The organism is Pseudobdellovibrio exovorus JSS (genome assembly GCF_000348725.1).
Taxonomy (GTDB): domain Bacteria; phylum Bdellovibrionota; class Bdellovibrionia; order Bdellovibrionales; family Bdellovibrionaceae; genus Pseudobdellovibrio; species Pseudobdellovibrio exovorus.
In genome coordinates this window covers 1,357,811-1,377,332 of the sequence record NC_020813.1, presented here as the reverse complement: position 1 = coordinate 1,377,332, position 19,522 = coordinate 1,357,811, and the positions used below count along the sequence as shown (strand labels likewise).

Sequence of the window (19,522 nt, the reverse complement as noted above, 5' to 3'; positions counted from 1 at the left end):
AGTAGCTGATGAAGTATACAAGTCAGGAAAATAAGATCATCGAAAAAATCAAACACGCGATTCCGGATGTAACTCCGGGTGTGGTGGCGCGGGCTTATCATCTAGGACGTTTGGTCTGTGATATTGGGGTTGGAACGACAAGCCCTTATTATGATTTGGCGTCGCTGACGAAGGTGATTTTCACTCAGCAGGCTATCATGGAAGCGTACGATAAGGGTCTGTGGACATTTGAAACTAAAGTGAGTGATGTCCTTCCTGATTTTAAACATGAAATTTTAATAAAAGATTTATTAACGCATACATCAGGGCTTGAGTGGTGGAAGCCATTCTATCAGTCAATACCATTGGATATGCCGTGGACAGCTAAGCGTGCGTGGATTTATCAACAGATTAATGAGTCTACACCTAACAAAACAGATAAAGCTGTCTATTCTGATTTAGGCTTTATCTTATTAGGTTTTATTTTAGAGAAACTACATCAAAAGAACATTTATGATGTGTGGCTAGATCTGAAAGAACGCTCGTATCCAACAACGACTTTGGATTTTCATTTAGAAAATAAAACGACACTACCTAAAGAGCAATTTGCTCCTACAGAAGATTGTCCATGGAGAAAACGTATTTTAAGAGCTGAGGTTCATGACGAAAACACATGGAGCTTTGGTGGAATTTCAACTCATGCGGGCCTGTTTGGAAGCATTGAAGATTTAGCTGCTTATGGATTAACTGTGCGTTCTCAGCTACAGGGGATTGCTCGTTACAATGTTCGTCAGAAAACGGCGCAGCTTTTTGCTACACGCGCGATTCCTCCTGAGGTTGGAGATTGGGCTCTAGGGTATATGATGCCATCCCATGAAAATGCGAGCTGTGGCCCACATTTCTCGGTGCGATCTATAGGACATACGGGATTTACGGGTACATCATTTTGGTATGATCCACGTAATGATCTTCTAATTATGATATTAAGTAATCGTGTTCACTATGGACGCGACAATAAAGCTTATATCAGTTTGCGTCCCCAAATACACAGTTGGATTTATGAATCCTTGAAAAGGACTGTTTAAATGCCACAAGCATCGATTAATGATTTGCAGCAAGGAAGTCACATTCACCTTATGGGGATTTGTGGCACGGCGATGGCGTCTTTAGCTGGATTACTTAAAGACAGAGGTTTCAAAGTTACAGGGAGTGATTCCAATCCTTATCCTCCTATGTCAACGCAGCTTGAAAATATGGGCATACAAATTCAGAAGCCCTATAAAAAAGAAAACTTAAGCATGAAACCCGATTTTGTTGTCGTTGGTAACGTGATCTCAGCCTCTAACGAAGAGGCGCAAGAGATGGTTCGTTTAGGCTTACCTTTCTGTTCTTTACCACAAGCCATGGGTGAAGCCATTATTGAAAACAGAGAGTCTTTTGTGATTTCAGGAACACACGGAAAAACCACAACGACATCTTTAATGAGTTGGGTAGCAGAGTGCTGTGGATTACAGCCAGGTTTTCTTATTGGGGGAATCCCAAAAAACTTTAATCAAAGCTTCCGTAATCCTGCGGCGAATACTTTTATTATCGAAGGGGACGAGTACGATACGGCCTATTTCGATAAGGTGCCTAAGTTCACTCATTACAGACCTCGGCATGTGGTTTTGACTTCTGTGGAATTTGACCATGCGGACATTTACAAAAATTTTGATGAAGTGAAGTCGGCCTTTGTAAAACTCATGACATTAGTGCCCTCTTCAGGTTCTGTGGTGTTTTGGGGTGATGATCAGAATGTGCGTGCGGTGGCTGAGCATTCAAAGACCGCTAAAACTTTCTCTTATGGTCTTACAGAAAAAAATGACTATATAGCGAACATCCTGTCTGCAGACACTGCTGAAACTCAATTCGAGGTGAAGTTTCGTCAGCAACTAGTTGGTGTCTTTAATACTCCAATGGTGGGACGTTTTAATATCTTGAACGCTTTGGCAGTTGTAGCTCAGGCTCATATTCACAATTGGGATATGGGGAAAGTCTCTGAGGCTTTACGTACGTTTGGCGGAGTTAAAAGACGCCAAGAAATATTGGGTGAATTCAGCGGGGTATTGCTGATTGAGGATTTCGCGCATCATCCAACTGCGGTGAAAGAAACTATTCACGCTATTCAAGGCAAATACAAAGATAGAAAAGTTTTTTCTATCTTCGAACCACGTTCGGCGACCTCTCGACGTAAGGTCTTTCAAAAAGACTATGTTGAAGCCTTTAAGGAAGCTCATGAGATATTAATTGCAAAGGCTTTCGATCAAGGAAAAATCGATGAAGATAATCGTTTTTCATCTCTGGAATTAGTGCAAGATCTGTGTTCTCAGGGGAAAACGGCCGCTGAGTTTGAGTCTGCAGACCTAATTGTTGAAAACATAGCGGCTCGCTCGAAATCTGGAGATATCGTTTTGATTATGAGCAATGGTGGATTTGATGGCATTTATGAAAAACTGATCAATCGCCTTAAGCTGAAAAATGGATAACTCTAAATCTGATCAGCTTAAAATAGGAATGGGCTACGCCACGTTAGCCTATATAGGATGGGGATTTTTTCCCATCTACTGGAAATTTCTTAAACATGTCCCACTCATGCAAATCCTCAGTCATCGTGTGATTTGGGCATTTGTTTTTTATACCGCAGTTCTATTTTGGAAAGAAAGAAAGCTCAGTTTTTTTAGACCTAAAACAAAAGGTCTCAGTTTTTTTAGACCTAAAACAAAAGGTCTCAGTTTTAATTTGGGTTTTGCATCTGTTTTATTGATGAGTAATTGGCTGGTGTACATCTATGCGGTGAATTCAGGGCAAATTGTCGAAAGCAGTTTAGGATATTTTATTAATCCTCTGGTAAATATTTTGATCGGAATGATCTTTCTAAAAGAAACATTGAATCGCGAACAAAAAATAGCAGGGATTTTAGCAGCTATTGGTGTCTTAATTATCACTGTGGCCCAAATGAAAGTGCCGTGGATAGCTCTGTATTTAGCCTTGAGCTTTGCTGGCTATGGTTTAATAAAGAAAATGAATCCGGTGTCTGGTTTGAAATCCAACCAGTTTGAGTCCGCACTATTTGTGCCTGTAGCGCTAGTTTTCTTACTACTGCAACCTACAGATTGGATGACGAACCAGAACCAAGACATATCACTGGCGCTATTAGTTGGTTCGGGGATTGTGACCGGATTGCCATTGATATTCTTTGCTGAGGCAGCACAAAGAATTCCGTATTATCTGCTGGGATTTTTTCAATTTTTAGCTCCTACTTTGCAGTTTTTGTCCGGAGTTGTGATCTTTAAAGAAGAGGTCACACCTTTGAAGTTTGTCGGCTTTATTTTCATTTGGGTTGCGGGGGCTGTGTTGGTGCTTCGCGGAGCTCTTAATGGACGCCATTTAATCAAAAAATAGCCTCAAATAAGGCCTATTTTTTAAGCAAATAAAACATATTATTTGAAACCCTCGTAACATAAAAATAGAACATTACCATGGCAAAAAAAGCAGGCGAATTGACTCCTTTGATGAAGCAATATTGGGAGATAAAATCTCTTCACCAAGACAAAATTGTTTTGTTTCGGATGGGGGATTTCTATGAACTTTTCTACGATGATGCCATCCGTGCATCTGCTTTGCTAGGACTGACGTTAACCCAAAGAAATAAAAAAGCTGAAGACCAAACCCCTATGTGTGGATTTCCTCATCATGCGGTAGCTGGTCCCATCAATAAGCTTTTGGCTGCTGGTCATAAGGTGGCGATCTGTGATCAAGTCGAAGACCCTGCTTTAGCTAAAGGAATTGTGAAAAGAGCTATTACTCGTATTTTAACTCCGGGAATGGTCTACGACAGCGAAACATTAGATCAGACGAAAGCGCATTATATTGCGGCCTTAGACAATCACCGCATTAGTTTTATCGATATCACGACGGGTGAAAGTTTTTATTTCAAGTCAGATGTGCTTTCTGAAAAAATCAAACTCCTAGATGTTCTTCCTGTTGTTGAAATCGTAGTTCAAGATAAAGAAGACTCTTGGATTAATCAGTATCATTTAACTAGATCTTATGTCGTATCAGAATATAAAGATGAAACGCTCACAGCCGATGAAAGACTTTTAGCGTACATTCGTTCATTGGCCAATACAGAACTCATGCAAATCTTAAGGCCTTTTGTTGAAAAAGAATTTGAGCATCGACTTCATTTGTCACAAACGACACTCAGACATCTTGAGATATTTTCTAATTACAAGAACGAGACTGAAGGCTCTCTTTTTGGTGCTATCAACAGAACGAAAACATCTGCTGGCGCTCGTCTTTTGCGTCAATGGATGAGCTTCCCCTTAAGAAACAAAACACAAATTGAAAAAAGATATGACCAAGTCGAGCAATTCCGCGAACACATGATGGAGCTTAAAAAAGTCCGTGAAGTGTTAGCTGGTATGGGTGATGTGGAACGACGTCTTGGTAAAATTGCGCAGCCACAATGTCATGGGCGCGATCTGGTGTCTTTAGCGGATTCTGTTGAGGCGGGAGTCTCGGCGTTAAAATGGTGCTCTACATTTTTTATTAAGAATTTTCCAGCAGCAGTTGAAACGAGTATTGCCTTAGCTGAAAGAATTAAAGCGCGCATTAATGAAGATGCGCCTTTAAGTGTGCGTCAGGGGCATATTATCAAAAAAGGCTTCTCGGCAGAGTTGGATGAGTTGATTGATCTCTCGACGAATGCTCACGAGTTGATTGCCAATCTTGAAAAAGCTGAAAAGGAAAAGACGGGGATTCCCTCTTTGAAGGTCAGATATAATAACGTATTTGGTTACTACATCGAGATTACAAATGTTCACAAAGATAAAGCTCCAGCTCATTATCAGCGTAAGCAGACTCTAGCCAATGCGGAAAGATATTGTACGGATGAACTGATCGAGCTTGAAAAGAAAGTTCTTTCTGCCCAAGTGAAACGCTTTGAAATGGAGTTCACTTTATTTGATGAACTTCGCCGTGAAATTTTATCGCAGTCAGCAGATCTTATGTCTTTAGCTCAGATGTGTAGCGAACTAGACGTGATCAGTAGTTTTGCGTGGCTGAGCCTTGAAGAAAGCTATTGTCGTCCGACTTTGCTGAATGAAAGATGTTTAAAGTTAGAAAGTTCACGCCACCCAGTGGTTGAGCAATTTACGCGGGGAAAATTTGTTGCGAACACAATCGAACTGAAAGAAGAAGAGTGTCTTCTTCTGACAGGGCCTAATATGGCCGGTAAGTCTACACTGATGCGTCAGGTGGCATTAGCCGTTATTATGGCACAAATGGGTTGTTATGTATCTGCATCCAAGGCCGAAATGGCCATCTACGATGCGGTCTACACTCGAATTGGTGCAAGTGACCAGTTATCTGAAGGGCTTTCTACTTTTATGGTCGAGATGACTGAGACGGCGCAGATGCTAAAATCCGCGACGAAAAACAGCCTCTTGATTCTAGATGAAGTGGGGCGCGGGACAGCTACTTTTGATGGTATGTGCTTAGCTCAGGCGATTTTAGAATTTATTCTGCAAAATTTAAAAAACCATGTGTTCTTTGCGACTCATTATCACGAACTGACATCTTTAGATCAGTCTTTCGCACAAATTAAAAATGCTCATATGAAAGTCTTAGATAAAACTGATGGGCAAATTGAATTCTTGCATGTGTTGATGGCGGGTCCTGCGGGGCAAAGCTATGGTGTGAAGGTCGCTGAGCTTGCTGGTATACCGAAAGAGATCACAGTTCGCGCTGAAGCGCTATTAAGCTCTGTGGAAAGGAATCAGCCAACAGCAATGGTTATTCATGCTGAAGCTCCTACAGAAGTGGTTAATGTTAATCTAAAATCAAGCACTACTAAGCAGATGTCATTATTCGATAAAGAAGAAGAGGCTAAGAAACATTCTTTATTTGAAGAGGTAAAGAAGTTCTCGATTCAGAAGTCTTCGCCACTGCAAGCTTTAAATAAAATCGCTGAGTGGCAAGAGAAGTTAAATTAATAGATTATTGAGATTTTTTTTGGCTCTCTGGAGTTTGGTCTTTAGCACCAGCTTGAGAGCCAGTGTGTTCGCGCCAATTGTACTCTGATCCTCTGATGATGCGATTGTGCCAGTCATCCCATTTTTTCTTTGGAAGTTTATGCAGAACGCGTCCTTTGTCGTCAAAGATATCAGCGTCTTTACCAAATAAGAAATTCGAAACAGATTTAAGAAAACTCATGTTAGTCCCTCTTTAAAGAGCTAGATTAACTACATTTTTGGATTTGCGCAAATATCAATAATCTCTAAACCTTGTTGTTCACCAGGGTATTGATTTTGTGTCAGTTTTTTGAAGCATTCGCGCGCTGCTAATTTATAAGCTTCTTCCTGATTCGGAGCTGCTTGTGTGATCGTCAGTGTCTTTGACTGTGGAAGTTTATATTGAAAGTTGTAGGATTTTGCTGAAGTTGCTGAAGTTTCAGTGGCGCCCCACGAGATCAATCCTGTAAATAATACTGTGATAAATAGAGTGTGTTTCATAAATCCTCCAGTTCCTACTTATAGCTAATGCAAATGGCTTACCAACTTGATGGTAAAAATCTCATTGTGAAACAGTTTAAGTCATTGAATTTATTCAGATATTTTAAGCTGAAATTTAAATCCCGCATTGGGACATAAAGGGCTGTCTAGAAACTTTACAGCTGTCTGTGGCTCGCTGGCAGAGAATGCTCTAGCCTCGAATGATACATCGTGTTATTGGTCGCACAGTTTGCCGTCTTTACGGGGTTTTTATGGGGGGAATATGAAAACAAAAATCACATCAATAGCTTTGGTGGCAGCTCTAACTTTAGCACCTGCTATGTCGTGGGCAGGAAAGAAGCGAGTCCTGTTGGTGAGTGATATCGATGATACAATCAAGGTGTCCCATATTTTAAATTGGTCAGGTAAGCTGACACGAGCCGCGAATATCACGACTCCTTTTCGTGGGATGTCTGAGTTATTCCATACGCTTAAACAGCAAAATCATTTAGATGTGCGTGTGGCTTATGTCTCTAATGCTCCTGAAAGAATTGCGGGCATGCCGCTGATGGATGTTTCACACAGATCATTCTTAAGCATGAATCAATTTCCGTATGGCGATATGTTTTTACGTGCTGATTTAAAAGACGAAAATCATAAAATTCGCACTTTACGCCAATTGATGAAAGAGCAAGAACCAGAAGTCGTTATCTTATTTGGTGATAACGGAGAAAAAGATCCACAAATCTATCGCCTCTTTTTTCGGGAATTTTCCTCTGACACCCGAGTTATAACCTTTATTCATCAATTGTATTCGTCGGATCGAACATTTCAGCTTTGGGATCTTATGCTTGAACGAGGTTCGAAGTTACATGCGGACCAAATTGGCTATGTGACACCTATTGAGGTCGCTTTAGAATTGAAACGTCAGCAGATTATAGGCGATCGCTCTTATAGAAAATTTGTAAATACGATCCTTCCACAGATTTTAAGGGAAACATGGATAGGTTGGGATGGCTTTACTCCGATGACATTTCCACAGTACAAAAAGTGTACAGATTTCCGTTGGCAGTGGGGACGTGTGGACGAATTACTTGAACTAAGAAAGAAAATATCGCGAGTATGTCGATAAGCCCTCTGAAGCTGCAGACTATTTTACCTCCGGTCTATAAGGGGTTTATCTCTTCTAAGATCATGTCGCTCGATGTAACTGAAACAAAAGCTACATGTGACAATTGTCTGCGCGCGCGGGATAGACGTTTTTCTTTTACTTATAAAAAAGAATTAAAATGCTGCACATTTCATCCCTATTTAACGAACTATGCTATAGGGGCTCTACTTGAACAGGATGAGATTCAGCAGCAAAGCACTGGTGCCCATCAGGGAATTTCAAAGAATCAGGGAATTCAAAAAATTAGAAATAAAATTGCAGAACGAGAATTTGCATTTCCAATCGGGATGATGGCTCCATTTGATTATCAGTATGCCTTTTTAACGAAATCTGATGATCAATTTGGAAATGATGAAAATTTACTTTGCCCTTATTACAACAGAGGTCAAAATCGATGCGATATCTGGATGTTTCGAGGAGTCGTTTGCACGAGCTTTTACTGCCGTAGTGACTATGGACAGGATGGGCAAAAGTTTTGGGCCGTTTTCAGTGATTATCTGAGTTATGTCGAAATGGCTTTAGCTGAAGAATGTCTTGTGCAAATGGGTTTTTCACCGCGAGATATTTCCGATCAACTGGAGTTTTTAAATAAAAGAGAATTTGAAGCAGAAGAGACAGAGCAGAAACAGATATCACCTGCTATTGATAAATCTTTGTGGATTGGTTACGACGATAAGATCAGTTTCTATAAGAAATGTTTTGCAATTGTGAAGAATCTAGATAGAAATCAATTTAAAGAAATTTTAGGGCCACAAGGACTGAGTTTAGAAAAAGAAGTAGTTGAGTATGCGAATAGAAGAAAAAATTGAACTCATAAAAAAAGACTTTCCTACGACAACTGATTGGGAACAGAAATACGAAAAAATTATCGAATATGGTAAGCGCTGGGAAGGACTTGATGACGCTTTAAAGACAGAGGATTTGAAAGTCAAAGGTTGCCAGTCGCAGGTTTGGATTAAGGCAGATCTGACTCCAGATAAAAAAATTATTTTCAAAGGGGACAGCGACGCTATTATTGTTAAGGGATTAGTGGCGATTGTACTCAAAGTCTATTCAGGAGAAACACCAGACGTTATTCTAAAAACAGAGCCTGATTTTCTAAAAGATATTGGTTTTGACTCTGGTCTTAGTCCAAGTAGAACTAACGGCCTGTACTCAATGATTAAGCAAATTAAATATTACGCAACGGCATTTCGATATTTACTTTCTAAATAAATTGTACGTATCATTTAGGTAGATGAGATACTTTTCAGCTATTTTGATGATATTTTTTGTTTACTCTTTTTCTGCTGTTTCAGAAGCCAGAATTAGAAATCGTAAAGTTAAAGAAGCTCCACGTGTTTGTAAGGTCATGGATGAGGATAAGTTTTTATCGCGTGATCACAAAAAGGTATGGGGGACTTTAAGGCATAGCGTGGTTATTGAGTCCAGTGCTGATGTCCACAATGTAACTCTGCTTAAAGATAAAGGCGAAAAAATTTGCCAGTGGAAATTGGAACAGTGGGATTCCATTCGTTCTGAAAATGGCCTTCCTGATATTTCTGAATTCAGATTTTATATAGATGAATACAAAGAGATTCTTTATCCGTACGTTAAAAAGGCCGATTCGTCTTATTTTATGTTAACAATTCCAATCAAGGCCTGCGCTTTGGGCGAACAGGTGACAAAAGAAAAACTTGAAATTCCTAAGTGTGAACCGCCTAAGAAAAAGGCTGCACCGAAGAAGAAGCGCCCAGCCAATACCAAGAAAAAGAAGACAACTACTAAGAAGTAATCGCCCTTCTCAAGTCGGCTGTTTCTGTCAGCCGACTCCCGCTTTAATGATGAGTTTAAAACTAACTAAACTAAAAACTAAAAAAACTAAATAGTCGCGTACACTTTATGTGTATCGTCCATGTCATCTAGAGTATTTAAAAATTCTTCAACTTCTTTACGTTGTTCGTCGTTAATTTCTGTAACGTTAGTTGCTTTGTAAGAAGGTGACGACGAAGAGATTTGCCAGCCCCTAGCTACCAGTGCTTTTGTAACAGAGTCTAAACTTTCTAAAGAGCAGAAGAATTGATAAGTGCCATCTTCATTGTTTTGAACATCATCCGCCCCAGCTTCAATGGCTTCTTCGTCCAAATCAAAAGTTCCTGTTTTAGAGGCTTCGACTTCTCCAACACGCGCAAACATCCAAGCCACGCTTCCAGTTTCGCCTAAGTTTCCGCCGCTCTTTTTAAAAGCACTGCGCATTTCCGGAGCGGTACGATGTTTATTATCGGTTTGGCATTCTACAATAACACCAACTCCGTGCGGGCCGTAACCTTCGTATGTTAACTCTTCGATGATTTTGCCATCGTCTAGAAGGCCGGCTCCTTTTTTAATAGCACGATCAATTGTATCGTTAGGACAAGAAACTTTTTTAGCGGCATCGATCGCAAGGCGTAGTCGGGGATTCATGTCGGGGTCAGGGCCGCCATTCTTGCTGGCAACAGCGATCTCGCGTGCTAGCTTTGTGAATAGTTGTCCCTTTTTCTGAGCATTCTCAGTTTTACCTGCGTTTTTCCATGACTTTCCCATGAGTATTCCTTTGTTATGAGTCTAATAAAATTAACTAGTTAGATGGAATTTGTCTAGGTCCTGTTAATTGTGTTAATGTCGATTTTATGTGGGCTTTTAATGTAACGGACGTCTTTCAGAAAATAGAAGTGCTTAGATCTAATGCTGATCTGGTATTGAACTCGAAAGAGATCGTACTGGCTCCCGATCTTCCTGCTCGCGATGTGGCTGTTTTAGAGTTTAAAGCTCATCCGCCTAAAAAAGGCTTTTCAACTGATGAGGGGCAAGCCCGTATGCTGCATGATTTGGCCAGCATTGAGTTACAAGCCATGGAGTTGGGTTTACGTACCCTTGCCGAGTTTCCAGAGGCTCCTGATGCTTTTAAAGAAGAACTTTGGAAAATTACGGTGTCTGAATCTGAGCATCTAGAAATGTGCCTTACAGAAATCGAGGCTTTAGGTTTTAAATGGGGAGACTGGCCCATTAATTGTGGTCTTTGGACCTCTGTAAGTCGTGAGGACTCTTTGATTGATAGGATTTTAATTGTGCACCGCTACCTTGAGGGAAGTGGATTAGACGCGGGAGACACCCTTTTACGCCGACTGGCGGGAGTTGATGCCGTAGCTGTTCGTAAAGCTGTTAAGATCATCAACACAGAAGAAATTGGCCATGTTCAGTTTGGTTCGGATTGGTATGTGAATTTTTGTCAGAAAGAAAATATTGATCCTAATGAAGACTTTGAAAAAAGAATGGACCGCCTACGAGGTATTTTGCCGAAAAGGATTAGCCCTATCAGTCGTGAGCTACGTAAAAAATCCGGATTTACAGATAACGAAATCCTATATTTAGAAAAGTTGCGCGAGTCATTTTTAGACAAAGACAGTATTTGGAAGAAGACTAATAACTAAATTTCTTCATCTTCTTCGATAAATCTCCAGCGTCCCTCAGGTAATTTCCCCAAAGCCAATTTGCCGATGCGCACTCGTTTAAGACCTTTAACTTGCAATCCCACCTGTTCGCACATTTTACGGATTTGACGTTTTTTTCCCTCTTTGAGGATAAAGCGCAATTGGTCTTCGTTAATCCATTCAACTTTAGCCGGCAATAGAGCTTGTCCCTCAATGGAAAGACCGTGATTGAGTAGTTTTAATTTAGAATCAGGAAGTCGTCCCTCGGGACCTAAATAGTGAACACGGACGATATATTCTTTTTCGATCTCGGAATTCTCTCCGATAATCTTTTTTGCCAGTCGTCCATCCTGAGAAAACAACAGGAGTCCTTGGGAGTCTATATCTAGACGACCAATAACAGCTAGGCCTTGCAGATCTCCTCTTTGCAGGATGCGTTTCTGTTGGCCAAATTGATTGCGATCATTGATTAAGCGAATAGCTGGCTCGTAACCAGGTTCCGGTTGTCCGGATACATATCCAATTGGTTTATTCACTATAATAGTCACTAGCTTTTTTTGTTTTTTAAGGGCTTCAGCCTCTAAACTAATGCGAACATCAGGAGTGACTTTGGTTCCCAGCTCTTTAACGATTTCGCCATTTACTCGTACAAGGCCTTTGGCGATATACTCATCGGCTTCACGTCGCGAACAAAGTCCTCTTTCTGACATCAGTTTCGAAAGACGTAGGGTAGAATTAGAAGCTTCTTTTTTTCCACTCATTTGATATGTATCCCGCCGTCGACATTCAATAGGCTGCCCGTAGTCCAACGTGATAGATCCGAACCCAAAAAGAAGGCGGCTTCAGCAACGTCCTCAGGTTTCCCAAGTTCTTGCAGAAGCTGCATTTTCAGAATTTGATTTGTGCTCTCTTTTTTCTGTTCAGGGTCCATAAAGTGAAACTGGTGAATAGGTGTGTCGACAATCCCCGGACAAATGCAATTAGCACGAATATTATGGAGTCCGCCATCTTGAGCTAAAGATAGAGTCCAATTTATCATAGCCGCTTTTGCAGCTGAATAAGCCGTTGTATGGGCTGTGGGTTTAATCCCTAATGTTGAAGCAATGTTGACGACAGAGCCTTTGCGGTTTTTTTTGAAAGTGGGCCATAGGAACTGCACCAATTGAACCGCTGAGAAAAAATTCACCTGAAATTGATGAAGCCAGATATCATCGGTAGTTTCTTCAAAAGTGCTTTGATGGAAGACTCCGGCACAATTCACCACAATGCTGACAGGGGCCAGTTCAGAGAGTTTGTTTTTTAATATCGTCTGATGGTTTGTGAAATCAGCAAGATCGAAAGCCAGAGTTTCTGTTTTTAAGTTGTTACACTCTGACTTTACTTTTTCTAATTTTTGTTCGTCACGCCCAAGAAGAAGTAATTCGTATCCAGCGGCAGCAAAGCGTTTGGCGATAGCTGCACCGATACCAGAACTGGCGCCTGTGATCAAAACTGTTTGATTTTCGTAAGTCATGTTCACAGGCCTTTCTGGTCTTTAACGATTAGGCTTTATCCATTTCGATTTTTGCAATTGTTTGTAATTGCATATTAGAAGTTCCTTCGTAGATTTGACCGATTTTAGCATCGCGCCAGAATTTTTCTACAGGATACTCTTTAGTGAAACCATTTCCGCCGAATAGATCGATAGCTGTTGAAGTGATTTTTTCTGCTACTTTAGACGAGTAGTATTTAGCCATTGCTGCTGACTCGATAAAATCTTGTCCTGCATCTTTCAAACGGGCTGCATTGTAAACCATCAAACGAGCTGCTTCTAATTCAATACGCATTTGAGCTAATTGGAATTGAACCCCTTGGAATTGTCCGATTGCTTTTCCAAATTGTTCACGCGATTTGATGTAGGATAAAGTGGCGTCGTAAGCACCTTGAGCGATACCGATCATTTGTGCACCGATACCAATACGACCTTCGTTTAATGTTTCAATCGCAATTTTGTACCCTTTGCCAATTTCGCCAAGAATATTTTCTTCTGGCACTTCACAGTTTTCGAAAATTAACTCGCAAGTCGAGCTGGCGCGAATACCTAATTTGTCTTCTTTTTTACCAACAGTGAAACCTTTGAATCCTTTTTCGACGATAAATGCCGTGATGCCTTTGTAGCCTTTAGAAGGATCGATATTAGCAAATACGATAAAGAAGCTCGCTTCTTTACCATTTGTGATCCAAAGTTTATTGCCATTTAAAACCCATTTGCCATCTTTCTTTTCTGCACGGCATTTTAAGGCGAAAGCGTCAGATCCAGATGATGACTCAGATAGGCAGTAAGCTCCAACCCATTCACGAGCTAACTTTGGAAGGTATTTTTCTTTTAAAGAAGGACTTCCGTATTTAATGATCGCATTTGTAACAAGTGTATTTTGAACATCACATAGAACAGAAACAGAACCATCAACACGTCCTAGCTCTTCGATCGCGATGCAGGCCATAGTAAAACTTGTGCCGGCGCCGCCAAATTGTTCCGGAGACTCGATACCCATTAAACCCATTTCGAATAATTTCGAAACGATGTCAGATTTCATCTCAGCTTGTTCATCCATGTGGACAACGTGTGGTTTTACTTCTGCTTCAGCAAAAGATCTAACGGCATCACGAAAAGCAATTTCGTCTTCAGACCACATAGTTAGGGCTGGGTGTTGAGCATGAGTTGACATGAATTCTCCTTGGTTTAGTTTTGTCAATTTATCGAAATAAAATAAGCCTTTAGCGCCTTTTGATCAAGTAACACGAGGTGTTGAAATGAGGCCTAAATTGATTGAGAAATTATAGGCTATTCTTCGGGCACGGGCTTTAATTTCTTCGGCTTTTAAGCCTGAATAGTTTTCGTCGACAGTTTGAGTAAACAAACCCAACCATCTTTCAAAATGTTCCATCTTTAAATCAAGTTTTATATGGGGAGGAAACGGGCGACCACGATAGTTGTCACTGCCTAAAATCAGGTCTTCCCAGAAGTTATAGAGCTTTGGCAGATGCTCATCCCAGTCTACTTTGGCGACATCATTGAAAATGGGACCAATCAGTTCATCGGCGCGGACTTTTGTATAAAAGCTGTCGACGATATGGATAATTTCCTGTCTGGATTGGATTTGGGGTTTAGTTTCACTCATGGAAAGTGGTATAATACCTGAATGACAGGCGAGCAACAGAAGAGTTTTTCTCGACAGCTATTAGGTCTTCTGTTTAAGCTGGGCCAACACTGAACTCTAGGAGCCTATATGGATTTAGTTGAAATCGGCGGAAAATTAGCGCTTTTGTACGTGCCTTTTTTATTTGCTTTATGTTTTCACGAGTTTGCCCATGGCTTAGTGGCTAAATGGAGAGGTGACAACACAGCAGAACAGCTAGGTCGCTTAACATTGAATCCTATGGCCCACGCAGATATGGTGGGAACAGTGCTACTTCCTATGGCGGCTATTATTTTTAAGCTGCCTATTTTCTTTGGCTGGGCCAAACCGGTCCCAGTGAATCCTCGTAATTTGAAGAATGTTCGAAGTGACATGTTTTGGATTGCCATAGCGGGGCCTGCATCGAATGTTTTATTGGCTATTTTGGCAACAGTGTTCATGTTTTTTGCTATACGATATGGTTTTTTAGGATCTTACTCGCGATACGTATTTGAAATCGCGCAAACATTTGTTCTGATTAATCTATTTTTGGCTATTTTTAATATGCTGCCGATTCATCCTTTGGATGGCGGTAAAGTATTGGCGAGGTTTTTACCTCCATCGCTGAATTACAAGCTGGAACAGAATGAGCATTTGTCTGGAATTATTTTAATGGTTCTGATCTTTACAGGAATGCTAAAGATTTTATCAATTCCCGTCTTCGCTTCCTTCAGATTTTTAATGTCTTTTGCTGGGGCTGCCTAGCTTTAAATTTTTAACTGCTTTTTATCTGGATTCTGAGGAATTTCTGCTCTGAAATTCCTCTTTCTTTTTGCATAAAAAAGAGTCTTAAAAATAGTACGAATTTTGTTGAATTAGGACTAACGGCTTGCTTCAATGTCATTTGCAGGATGCATTTTAGCTCGTACGGACGCGGGGTACTAAAAGGAATCAAGAGTAATCCGAGCGGTCTTCTTTTGTGGTTTTGAAACCAGAAAAGGGCCAAAAGGGAGCTAAATGAGTATTCGCGTTCAGTTACAACAGTTTGAAGGTCCTTTGGATCTACTTCTTTACTTAATTCGTAAAGAAGAGATGGATATTTTTAATATCAATATCGTAGAAATCACAAAACAGTACTTTGAATATATCAAGCTGATGAAAGAGTTTGATCTTGAAGTGGCTGGGGACTTTATCGCGATGGCTTCTACGCTTATTCAAATCAAGTCGCGTATGTTGCTTCCGCAATATGATGAAAATGGTGAAGTGGTCGAACAAGAAGATCCAAGAAAAGAACTTGTTCAAAAGCTATTGGAATATGAAAAATTTAAAGAGGCAGCAAAGTCACTTTATGATCGTACGTTATTAAATCGTGATGTGTGGGCCCGTGGTATTCGTGAAAAACTCGAAGTAGATGATAACGAAATCGAGCTTGAGGAAAATGCACTATTTTCTTTGATAGGGTCTTATCGTAAAGCTTTAAAAACTTTGACTAAAAAAGTTCATAAGGTGTCGGTTAAACTACAATCGATATCGTCTCGTATCTTAGAACTTAAAGATGTATTACGACCGGGCTCGTCTTTGCGCATGGTTGAGCTGCTGTCAGATAAAGTTACGGATCAAGTCCAAAAATCTAGACAGGCGCTTATCACCTTTTTGTCTTTACTTGAATTAGGTAAATTGGGCTTTGTCTCTTTATACCAAACAGATGTTTATGGTGACATCCACATTCAGGGTAAAAAAGCTATCGAAGGCGATGTTTTATCACGCGTAGAAGAATATGGGCAAATCAACAATGAAGAAGTGGCCGACAATCTATTTAATCGCGCAGCTCAAGCACAAGCTTTAGAGGCGGAAGAGATCGCCACAGCAGTAGAAGAAGAAATGAATTCAACAGAAGCTATGGGCGAAGATGCAATTGCGTTGGCTCTTGAGTCGGGCTCAGATTTAAACTTGGATTTTGTAGAAGAAGAAATGGCTACAGATGAAGAGATTTTAGCCGCGGAAATGGATTTAGATTCATCATCAGAAGAAACACCTCAGGACCCTGAGGCAGTGGTTTAAGGAGTAGATAATGGGAAAGAAAAACAAAAAATCTTTAACAGAAGAGCAAGATATGACCACTGAGCAAGATACAAATTTAGAAATGACAGAAGCTGGCATGGAAGACATGCAAGCCCAGTCAGAAGACGTCAATGAAATTGAAGCTGTAACTGCGGCCGATGTGGAAACAGAAGCCTCTATATTTCTTGCAGAAGAAATTGAAACTGAAGGCTTTTTACCTGAAGCAGAAGTTGAAGATGAGGCAGCTTTATCAGCAGATGCAGAATCTGAAGATATGGCTGTTGATGTTGAAGGTTCGGAACTAGATGGCTATGAAGCGGCTCAAATTGAAGATCTTGAATTTGTTGAAGATGAGCAAATCGAAAGTATTGTTGAAAGTATTTTATTTGCCTCAGATAGACCTGTGAGTTTTGCTTCGATTCAGCAAGTTTTTAAAGGTACGACTGTAAAAAAAGAAAAAATCAAACGTGCTATCGATGCCATTGCAGTTGAATATGCGGGGGGTAGACGTGGTGTAGCTTTGGAAGAAGTTACAGGTGGATATCAAATCCGCACCAAAGTAGATAATATGAATTTCCTTAAGCGTACGGTGAAAACACGTGCGTTCAAGCTTTCTGGGCCGGCCTTGGAAACATTAGCTATTGTGGCTTACAAGCAGCCAGTAGTAAAAATGGAAGTCGACCAAATCCGTGGAGTTGAGTCAGGGCATCTTTTGCGCGCCTTAATGGAAAAAGGCTTGGTGAGTTTTGAAGGTAAGGCAGAAAACCTACCGGGTAAACCAATGCAATACGGAACGACTCGTCGCTTTTTAGAAATCTTCGGATTACGTAATTTAAAAGAGTTGCCAACATTATCACAAATTGATGAGTTATTGCCTGAGGGTATCGGTGAAGAGCCAGAAGAAAAACCAACTCTTTCTATGGTGACAGATAGCATGGCGACAGAAGTTAAAGACGTCAGCTATTCTCAAGGTGAAGAAGAGCTAGGTGAAATTGAAGATCAATTGACTGCGATTTCAACATCGTCTGATTTCTTTGAGCAAGAAAAACAAAGACAAAAAATGAAACGCGACGAAGAAAGAGCGCAAGATATTCGCGATGCAATGGCCGTAGGCGAAGAAGTTCCTAAAAAAGATATCAATTGGTTAAAGCGTTACGAGGAAGCTCGTTTAGCCGCTGAAAATGGCGCTACTACAGAAGCGACTTCGACTGAAATGACAGATGGAAGTGAAGCCACTGATGTAACGGAACTGTTAGCCGAAGCCGAAGAGGGTGCTGAAAGCACTAGCGAGGCGGAAGTATCTGCTGGGGCTGACGAGGGATCTGATGTTGTGGAAACTCTGGAGTTCTCAGAAGAAACTGAAGGTCTAGAGTTTGCCGAAGACGTTGAGGAAACCGAAGGGCACATCGAAGACGAGATCCCATTCTATGGTGAAGAAGATGGTGAAACCTCAGAAGAAGGTCTAGTTTAGCTATCTTCATAGCAAATCTATAGGGGAAGTGTCTTAAATCGAGACACTTCTATTTAACTAAAATCAAAGTTATTCCGATAAAAGAACTGTGAAAACCAAGCCGTTCTTTTTCGCTGTTTTATCTGTATTTCTAATAGGTTGTAGTCAGCCTGTTGGAACGTCTCTTTTGACTTCAGGGTCACAGGTTTTACCAACGGATAACTCGGGTGGAACGACAACGGAAGGTCAGTTAGATATCCAAGCTGACAATACCACACTGGCATTGAGTATAGATCATTCTGATCAAATTGAAATTACAGGCAGTTGTAAAGATCTAAATCGCAGAAATAACCGCATCCTTGTGGAAGTTTTTGCTGGCGAGGACGAGACTCAAGACCCTTATATTTCAAATGCGGTCAGCAATCGCTGTTTGGATACTTCTGCAAGTACGCAAAAAAGTGGATTAGAACTGTCACACAATACATTAAATCCTTACTCGCTTGTGATTCAAACAGGTGGAGCTTACAGCTTTTCAAGTATCGCGGGAACAGGAACTCCTCCTTACACTTACTCAGTTATTGCTGATACTGATACGACGGGAACTTCACTAATCAATGCTTCAACAGGAGCTTTCATCGCAGGGCCAACGCCAGGAAGTGTGGTTGTGCGTTCAACGGATAGCAGTGTGCCGCCGCAGTTTTCTGACAGTTATGTAACGGTAGTGCCATCTTTGGCGACGCCTATTGCAACAAATAATACGCGCAATTGTTTTACTGTGACGAAAGGAATTGGAATCACCGAAGATGCGGGACTTCCAGTGGAAAGAAGTTTTCCTCAGTGTCACAATGGACGCTTTGGTTTTTCAGTAAAGCTAGGCCGAATCTTAGTGAATCCAACTGCGGGACTACCTAATCAGAAATATACAGTTCGCTTTAAACTCAGAACTCTAGATGGGATCTTGGCCGATACGGGCTGGAGCCGTTTAGTAGTAGATCGCGGGTTAACAGTTCCAAGTATTGATAGCATTACCTCAGATAATCCTAACTTTGCATGTACTGTTAAGATGTCTCCGACAAGATTTAATCCAAATGTGTTGTACACATTAAATCGTAGCTTTACAGATTCTATAGGGACGACTGCAAATACAAATCTTTTCAGTAATCGCAGCACAACAGTGACGACGATTGGAGATTCCGTCTACGAATGGCGGGATGACAATTCCTTAGCAACACACAATCCATCTGTAGTGGCGGGTTTAATCGCGGGAGTGAGATACACGTATACTTTGTCTGCGACAGATAATAATTTTTATTACGCTCCGGCCAATAGACCGACGGTGACATCGAACACGGCGGCGTGTGAGTTACCGCAGCCGAGTATCACATCTGCAGCCACACCGACAACAACACCTGCGACACCGGGGCCCGCTGTTGGAACATGCTACTTAACAATGATTGATAGATTTAATCCGGGTTTTTCTACAGGAACGGTTGTGACTCAGTGGGGTTATTCTACATCTGCTGGTTGGACTGGTGTTGCTGGAAATGGAACGGCTTTTGTTGATGGGACTGCATTTTGTGGTGGGATTACGCCGCAAGGGTGTAACTTAACAAATTTAACACCTGGGGTAACTTATTATATAGCCACACGTGAAGTGGGTTATGGTCAAGTCGGAAAGTGGTCGAACATCGTATCGTGCCGACCACCTGCCGCTCAGTAGA

The 19,522-nt window shown here is 41.0% G+C and carries 20 protein-coding genes; 13 read left to right on the top strand and 7 right to left on the bottom strand.

The annotated features are described in order from the left end of the window. The first annotated feature begins 8 nt into the window (after window positions 1-8). The 4 genes from A11Q_RS06810 (at window position 9) to mutS (ending at window position 6,014) form a co-directional block, all read left to right on the top strand. Complete coding sequence (locus tag A11Q_RS06810; RefSeq protein ID WP_015470060.1) at window positions 9-1,064, top strand: serine hydrolase domain-containing protein; 1,056 nt, start codon at window positions 9-11, stop codon at window positions 1,062-1,064. Further along, window positions 1,065-2,504, top strand: a complete 1,440-nt coding sequence (mpl, locus tag A11Q_RS06805) for a UDP-N-acetylmuramate:L-alanyl-gamma-D-glutamyl-meso-diaminopimelate ligase (RefSeq protein WP_015470059.1) — start codon at window positions 1,065-1,067, stop codon at window positions 2,502-2,504. Further along, window positions 2,497-3,420, top strand: coding sequence for an EamA family transporter RarD (rarD, locus tag A11Q_RS06800; protein WP_015470058.1), 924 nt, complete (start codon window positions 2,497-2,499; stop codon window positions 3,418-3,420). Before mpl ends, rarD begins: the two co-directional genes overlap by 8 nt. Before the next feature lie 77 nt (window positions 3,421-3,497). Further along, the gene (gene mutS / locus A11Q_RS06795) at window positions 3,498-6,014 is read left to right on the top strand and encodes a DNA mismatch repair protein MutS (protein WP_015470057.1); all 2,517 of its coding nucleotides are present in this window, start codon (window positions 3,498-3,500) and stop codon (window positions 6,012-6,014) included. Between the two features lie 4 nt (window positions 6,015-6,018). Here mutS and A11Q_RS06790 read toward each other — a convergent pair whose 3' ends face one another. Both A11Q_RS06790 and A11Q_RS06785 read right to left on the bottom strand, forming a co-directional pair. Further along, the gene (locus tag A11Q_RS06790) at window positions 6,019-6,234 is read right to left on the bottom strand and encodes a hypothetical protein (RefSeq protein WP_015470056.1); all 216 of its coding nucleotides are present in this window, start codon (window positions 6,232-6,234) and stop codon (window positions 6,019-6,021) included. A gap of 29 nt (window positions 6,235-6,263) precedes the next feature. Continuing rightward, window positions 6,264-6,533, bottom strand: coding sequence for a hypothetical protein (locus tag A11Q_RS06785; RefSeq protein ID WP_015470055.1), 270 nt, complete (start codon window positions 6,531-6,533; stop codon window positions 6,264-6,266). Between the two features lie 262 nt (window positions 6,534-6,795). On the opposite strand from A11Q_RS06785, the gene A11Q_RS06780 reads away from it, so the two are divergent. Genes A11Q_RS06780 through A11Q_RS06765 form a run of 4 tightly spaced genes read left to right on the top strand, consistent with a single transcriptional unit; the run spans window position 6,796 to window position 9,457 of the window. Then, window positions 6,796-7,644, top strand: a complete 849-nt coding sequence (locus A11Q_RS06780; RefSeq protein ID WP_015470054.1) for a phosphatase domain-containing protein — start codon at window positions 6,796-6,798, stop codon at window positions 7,642-7,644. After that, window positions 7,635-8,492: a hypothetical protein gene (locus A11Q_RS06775; RefSeq protein ID WP_015470053.1), complete on the top strand. Its 858-nt coding sequence runs from the start codon at window positions 7,635-7,637 to the stop codon at window positions 8,490-8,492. The genes A11Q_RS06780 and A11Q_RS06775 overlap by 10 nt, the downstream gene beginning before the upstream one ends. Next, window positions 8,470-8,898 (top strand): SufE family protein, encoded by a 429-nt coding sequence (locus tag A11Q_RS06770; RefSeq protein ID WP_015470052.1) that lies wholly within the window; start codon window positions 8,470-8,472, stop codon window positions 8,896-8,898. The genes A11Q_RS06775 and A11Q_RS06770 overlap by 23 nt, the downstream gene beginning before the upstream one ends. Before the next feature lie 22 nt (window positions 8,899-8,920). After that, complete coding sequence (locus tag A11Q_RS06765; RefSeq protein WP_015470051.1) at window positions 8,921-9,457, top strand: hypothetical protein; 537 nt, start codon at window positions 8,921-8,923, stop codon at window positions 9,455-9,457. An 86-nt stretch (window positions 9,458-9,543) separates the two neighbouring features. On the opposite strand, the gene A11Q_RS06760 is transcribed toward A11Q_RS06765, so the two are convergent. Then, window positions 9,544-10,245, bottom strand: a complete 702-nt coding sequence (locus A11Q_RS06760) for a YebC/PmpR family DNA-binding transcriptional regulator (protein WP_015470050.1) — start codon at window positions 10,243-10,245, stop codon at window positions 9,544-9,546. Window positions 10,246-10,331: 86 nt separating this feature from the next. Here A11Q_RS06760 and A11Q_RS06755 point away from each other — a divergent pair, with 86 nt between their 5' ends. Beyond that, complete coding sequence (locus tag A11Q_RS06755) at window positions 10,332-11,132, top strand: DUF455 family protein (RefSeq protein ID WP_015470049.1); 801 nt, start codon at window positions 10,332-10,334, stop codon at window positions 11,130-11,132. Here the strand turns inward: A11Q_RS06755 and A11Q_RS06750 are convergent. From A11Q_RS06750 to A11Q_RS06735, 4 genes are all read right to left on the bottom strand, one after another. Beyond that, window positions 11,129-11,893, bottom strand: coding sequence for a pseudouridine synthase (locus A11Q_RS06750; RefSeq protein ID WP_015470048.1), 765 nt, complete (start codon window positions 11,891-11,893; stop codon window positions 11,129-11,131). The genes A11Q_RS06755 and A11Q_RS06750 overlap by 4 nt on opposite strands. After that, entirely contained in the window at window positions 11,890-12,645 is a 756-nt protein-coding gene (locus A11Q_RS06745; protein ID WP_015470047.1) for an SDR family NAD(P)-dependent oxidoreductase, read from the bottom strand. The genes A11Q_RS06750 and A11Q_RS06745 overlap by 4 nt, the downstream gene beginning before the upstream one ends. 28 nt (window positions 12,646-12,673) lie before the next feature. Then, window positions 12,674-13,840: an acyl-CoA dehydrogenase gene (locus tag A11Q_RS06740; protein WP_015470046.1), complete on the bottom strand. Its 1,167-nt coding sequence runs from the start codon at window positions 13,838-13,840 to the stop codon at window positions 12,674-12,676. 63 nt (window positions 13,841-13,903) lie between these two features. Next, a complete protein-coding gene (locus A11Q_RS06735) occupies window positions 13,904-14,293 on the bottom strand; it encodes a group III truncated hemoglobin (RefSeq protein ID WP_015470045.1) in 390 nt (129 codons plus the stop codon). Between the two features lie 108 nt (window positions 14,294-14,401). On the opposite strand from A11Q_RS06735, the gene A11Q_RS06730 reads away from it, so the two are divergent. The 4 genes from A11Q_RS06730 to A11Q_RS06715 all read left to right on the top strand — a co-directional run bounded on the left by A11Q_RS06730 (window position 14,402) and on the right by A11Q_RS06715 (window position 19,521). Continuing rightward, window positions 14,402-15,055 carry a site-2 protease family protein gene (locus A11Q_RS06730; RefSeq protein ID WP_015470044.1) on the top strand — a complete coding sequence of 218 codons (654 nt, stop codon included), beginning with the start codon at window positions 14,402-14,404 and terminating at the stop codon, window positions 15,053-15,055. Window positions 15,056-15,307: 252 nt separating this feature from the next. After that, entirely contained in the window at window positions 15,308-16,351 is a 1,044-nt protein-coding gene (locus A11Q_RS06725; protein WP_015470043.1) for a segregation and condensation protein A, read from the top strand. Window positions 16,352-16,361: 10 nt separating this feature from the next. After that, window positions 16,362-17,822, top strand: coding sequence for an SMC-Scp complex subunit ScpB (scpB, locus tag A11Q_RS13515; protein WP_015470042.1), 1,461 nt, complete (start codon window positions 16,362-16,364; stop codon window positions 17,820-17,822). A gap of 88 nt (window positions 17,823-17,910) precedes the next feature. Next, on the top strand, window positions 17,911-19,521 hold the full coding sequence (locus A11Q_RS06715; protein WP_015470041.1) for a hypothetical protein: 1,611 nt from the start codon (window positions 17,911-17,913) through the stop codon (window positions 19,519-19,521). Window position 19,522 lies beyond the last annotated feature (1 nt).

What these genes read in the sequence shown, in the direction of transcription:
- A11Q_RS06810 (WP_015470060.1), top strand. Translation starts at nt 9, where the DNA reads ATGAAGTATACAAGTCAGGAAAATAAGATCATCGAAAAAATCAAACAC.
- mpl (WP_015470059.1), top strand. Translation starts at nt 1,065, where the DNA reads ATGCCACAAGCATCGATTAATGATTTGCAGCAAGGAAGTCACATTCAC.
- rarD (WP_015470058.1), top strand. Translation starts at nt 2,497, where the DNA reads ATGGATAACTCTAAATCTGATCAGCTTAAAATAGGAATGGGCTACGCC.
- mutS (WP_015470057.1), top strand. Translation starts at nt 3,498, where the DNA reads ATGGCAAAAAAAGCAGGCGAATTGACTCCTTTGATGAAGCAATATTGG.
- A11Q_RS06790 (WP_015470056.1), bottom strand. Translation starts at nt 6,234, where the DNA reads ATGAGTTTTCTTAAATCTGTTTCGAATTTCTTATTTGGTAAAGACGCT.
- A11Q_RS06785 (WP_015470055.1), bottom strand. Translation starts at nt 6,533, where the DNA reads ATGAAACACACTCTATTTATCACAGTATTATTTACAGGATTGATCTCG.
- A11Q_RS06780 (WP_015470054.1), top strand. Translation starts at nt 6,796, where the DNA reads ATGAAAACAAAAATCACATCAATAGCTTTGGTGGCAGCTCTAACTTTA.
- A11Q_RS06775 (WP_015470053.1), top strand. Translation starts at nt 7,635, where the DNA reads ATGTCGATAAGCCCTCTGAAGCTGCAGACTATTTTACCTCCGGTCTAT.
- A11Q_RS06770 (WP_015470052.1), top strand. Translation starts at nt 8,470, where the DNA reads ATGCGAATAGAAGAAAAAATTGAACTCATAAAAAAAGACTTTCCTACG.
- A11Q_RS06765 (WP_015470051.1), top strand. Translation starts at nt 8,921, where the DNA reads ATGAGATACTTTTCAGCTATTTTGATGATATTTTTTGTTTACTCTTTT.
- A11Q_RS06760 (WP_015470050.1), bottom strand. Translation starts at nt 10,245, where the DNA reads ATGGGAAAGTCATGGAAAAACGCAGGTAAAACTGAGAATGCTCAGAAA.
- A11Q_RS06755 (WP_015470049.1), top strand. Translation starts at nt 10,332, where the DNA reads ATGTGGGCTTTTAATGTAACGGACGTCTTTCAGAAAATAGAAGTGCTT.
- A11Q_RS06750 (WP_015470048.1), bottom strand. Translation starts at nt 11,893, where the DNA reads ATGAGTGGAAAAAAAGAAGCTTCTAATTCTACCCTACGTCTTTCGAAA.
- A11Q_RS06745 (WP_015470047.1), bottom strand. Translation starts at nt 12,645, where the DNA reads ATGACTTACGAAAATCAAACAGTTTTGATCACAGGCGCCAGTTCTGGT.
- A11Q_RS06740 (WP_015470046.1), bottom strand. Translation starts at nt 13,840, where the DNA reads ATGTCAACTCATGCTCAACACCCAGCCCTAACTATGTGGTCTGAAGAC.
- A11Q_RS06735 (WP_015470045.1), bottom strand. Translation starts at nt 14,293, where the DNA reads ATGAGTGAAACTAAACCCCAAATCCAATCCAGACAGGAAATTATCCAT.
- A11Q_RS06730 (WP_015470044.1), top strand. Translation starts at nt 14,402, where the DNA reads ATGGATTTAGTTGAAATCGGCGGAAAATTAGCGCTTTTGTACGTGCCT.
- A11Q_RS06725 (WP_015470043.1), top strand. Translation starts at nt 15,308, where the DNA reads ATGAGTATTCGCGTTCAGTTACAACAGTTTGAAGGTCCTTTGGATCTA.
- scpB (WP_015470042.1), top strand. Translation starts at nt 16,362, where the DNA reads ATGGGAAAGAAAAACAAAAAATCTTTAACAGAAGAGCAAGATATGACC.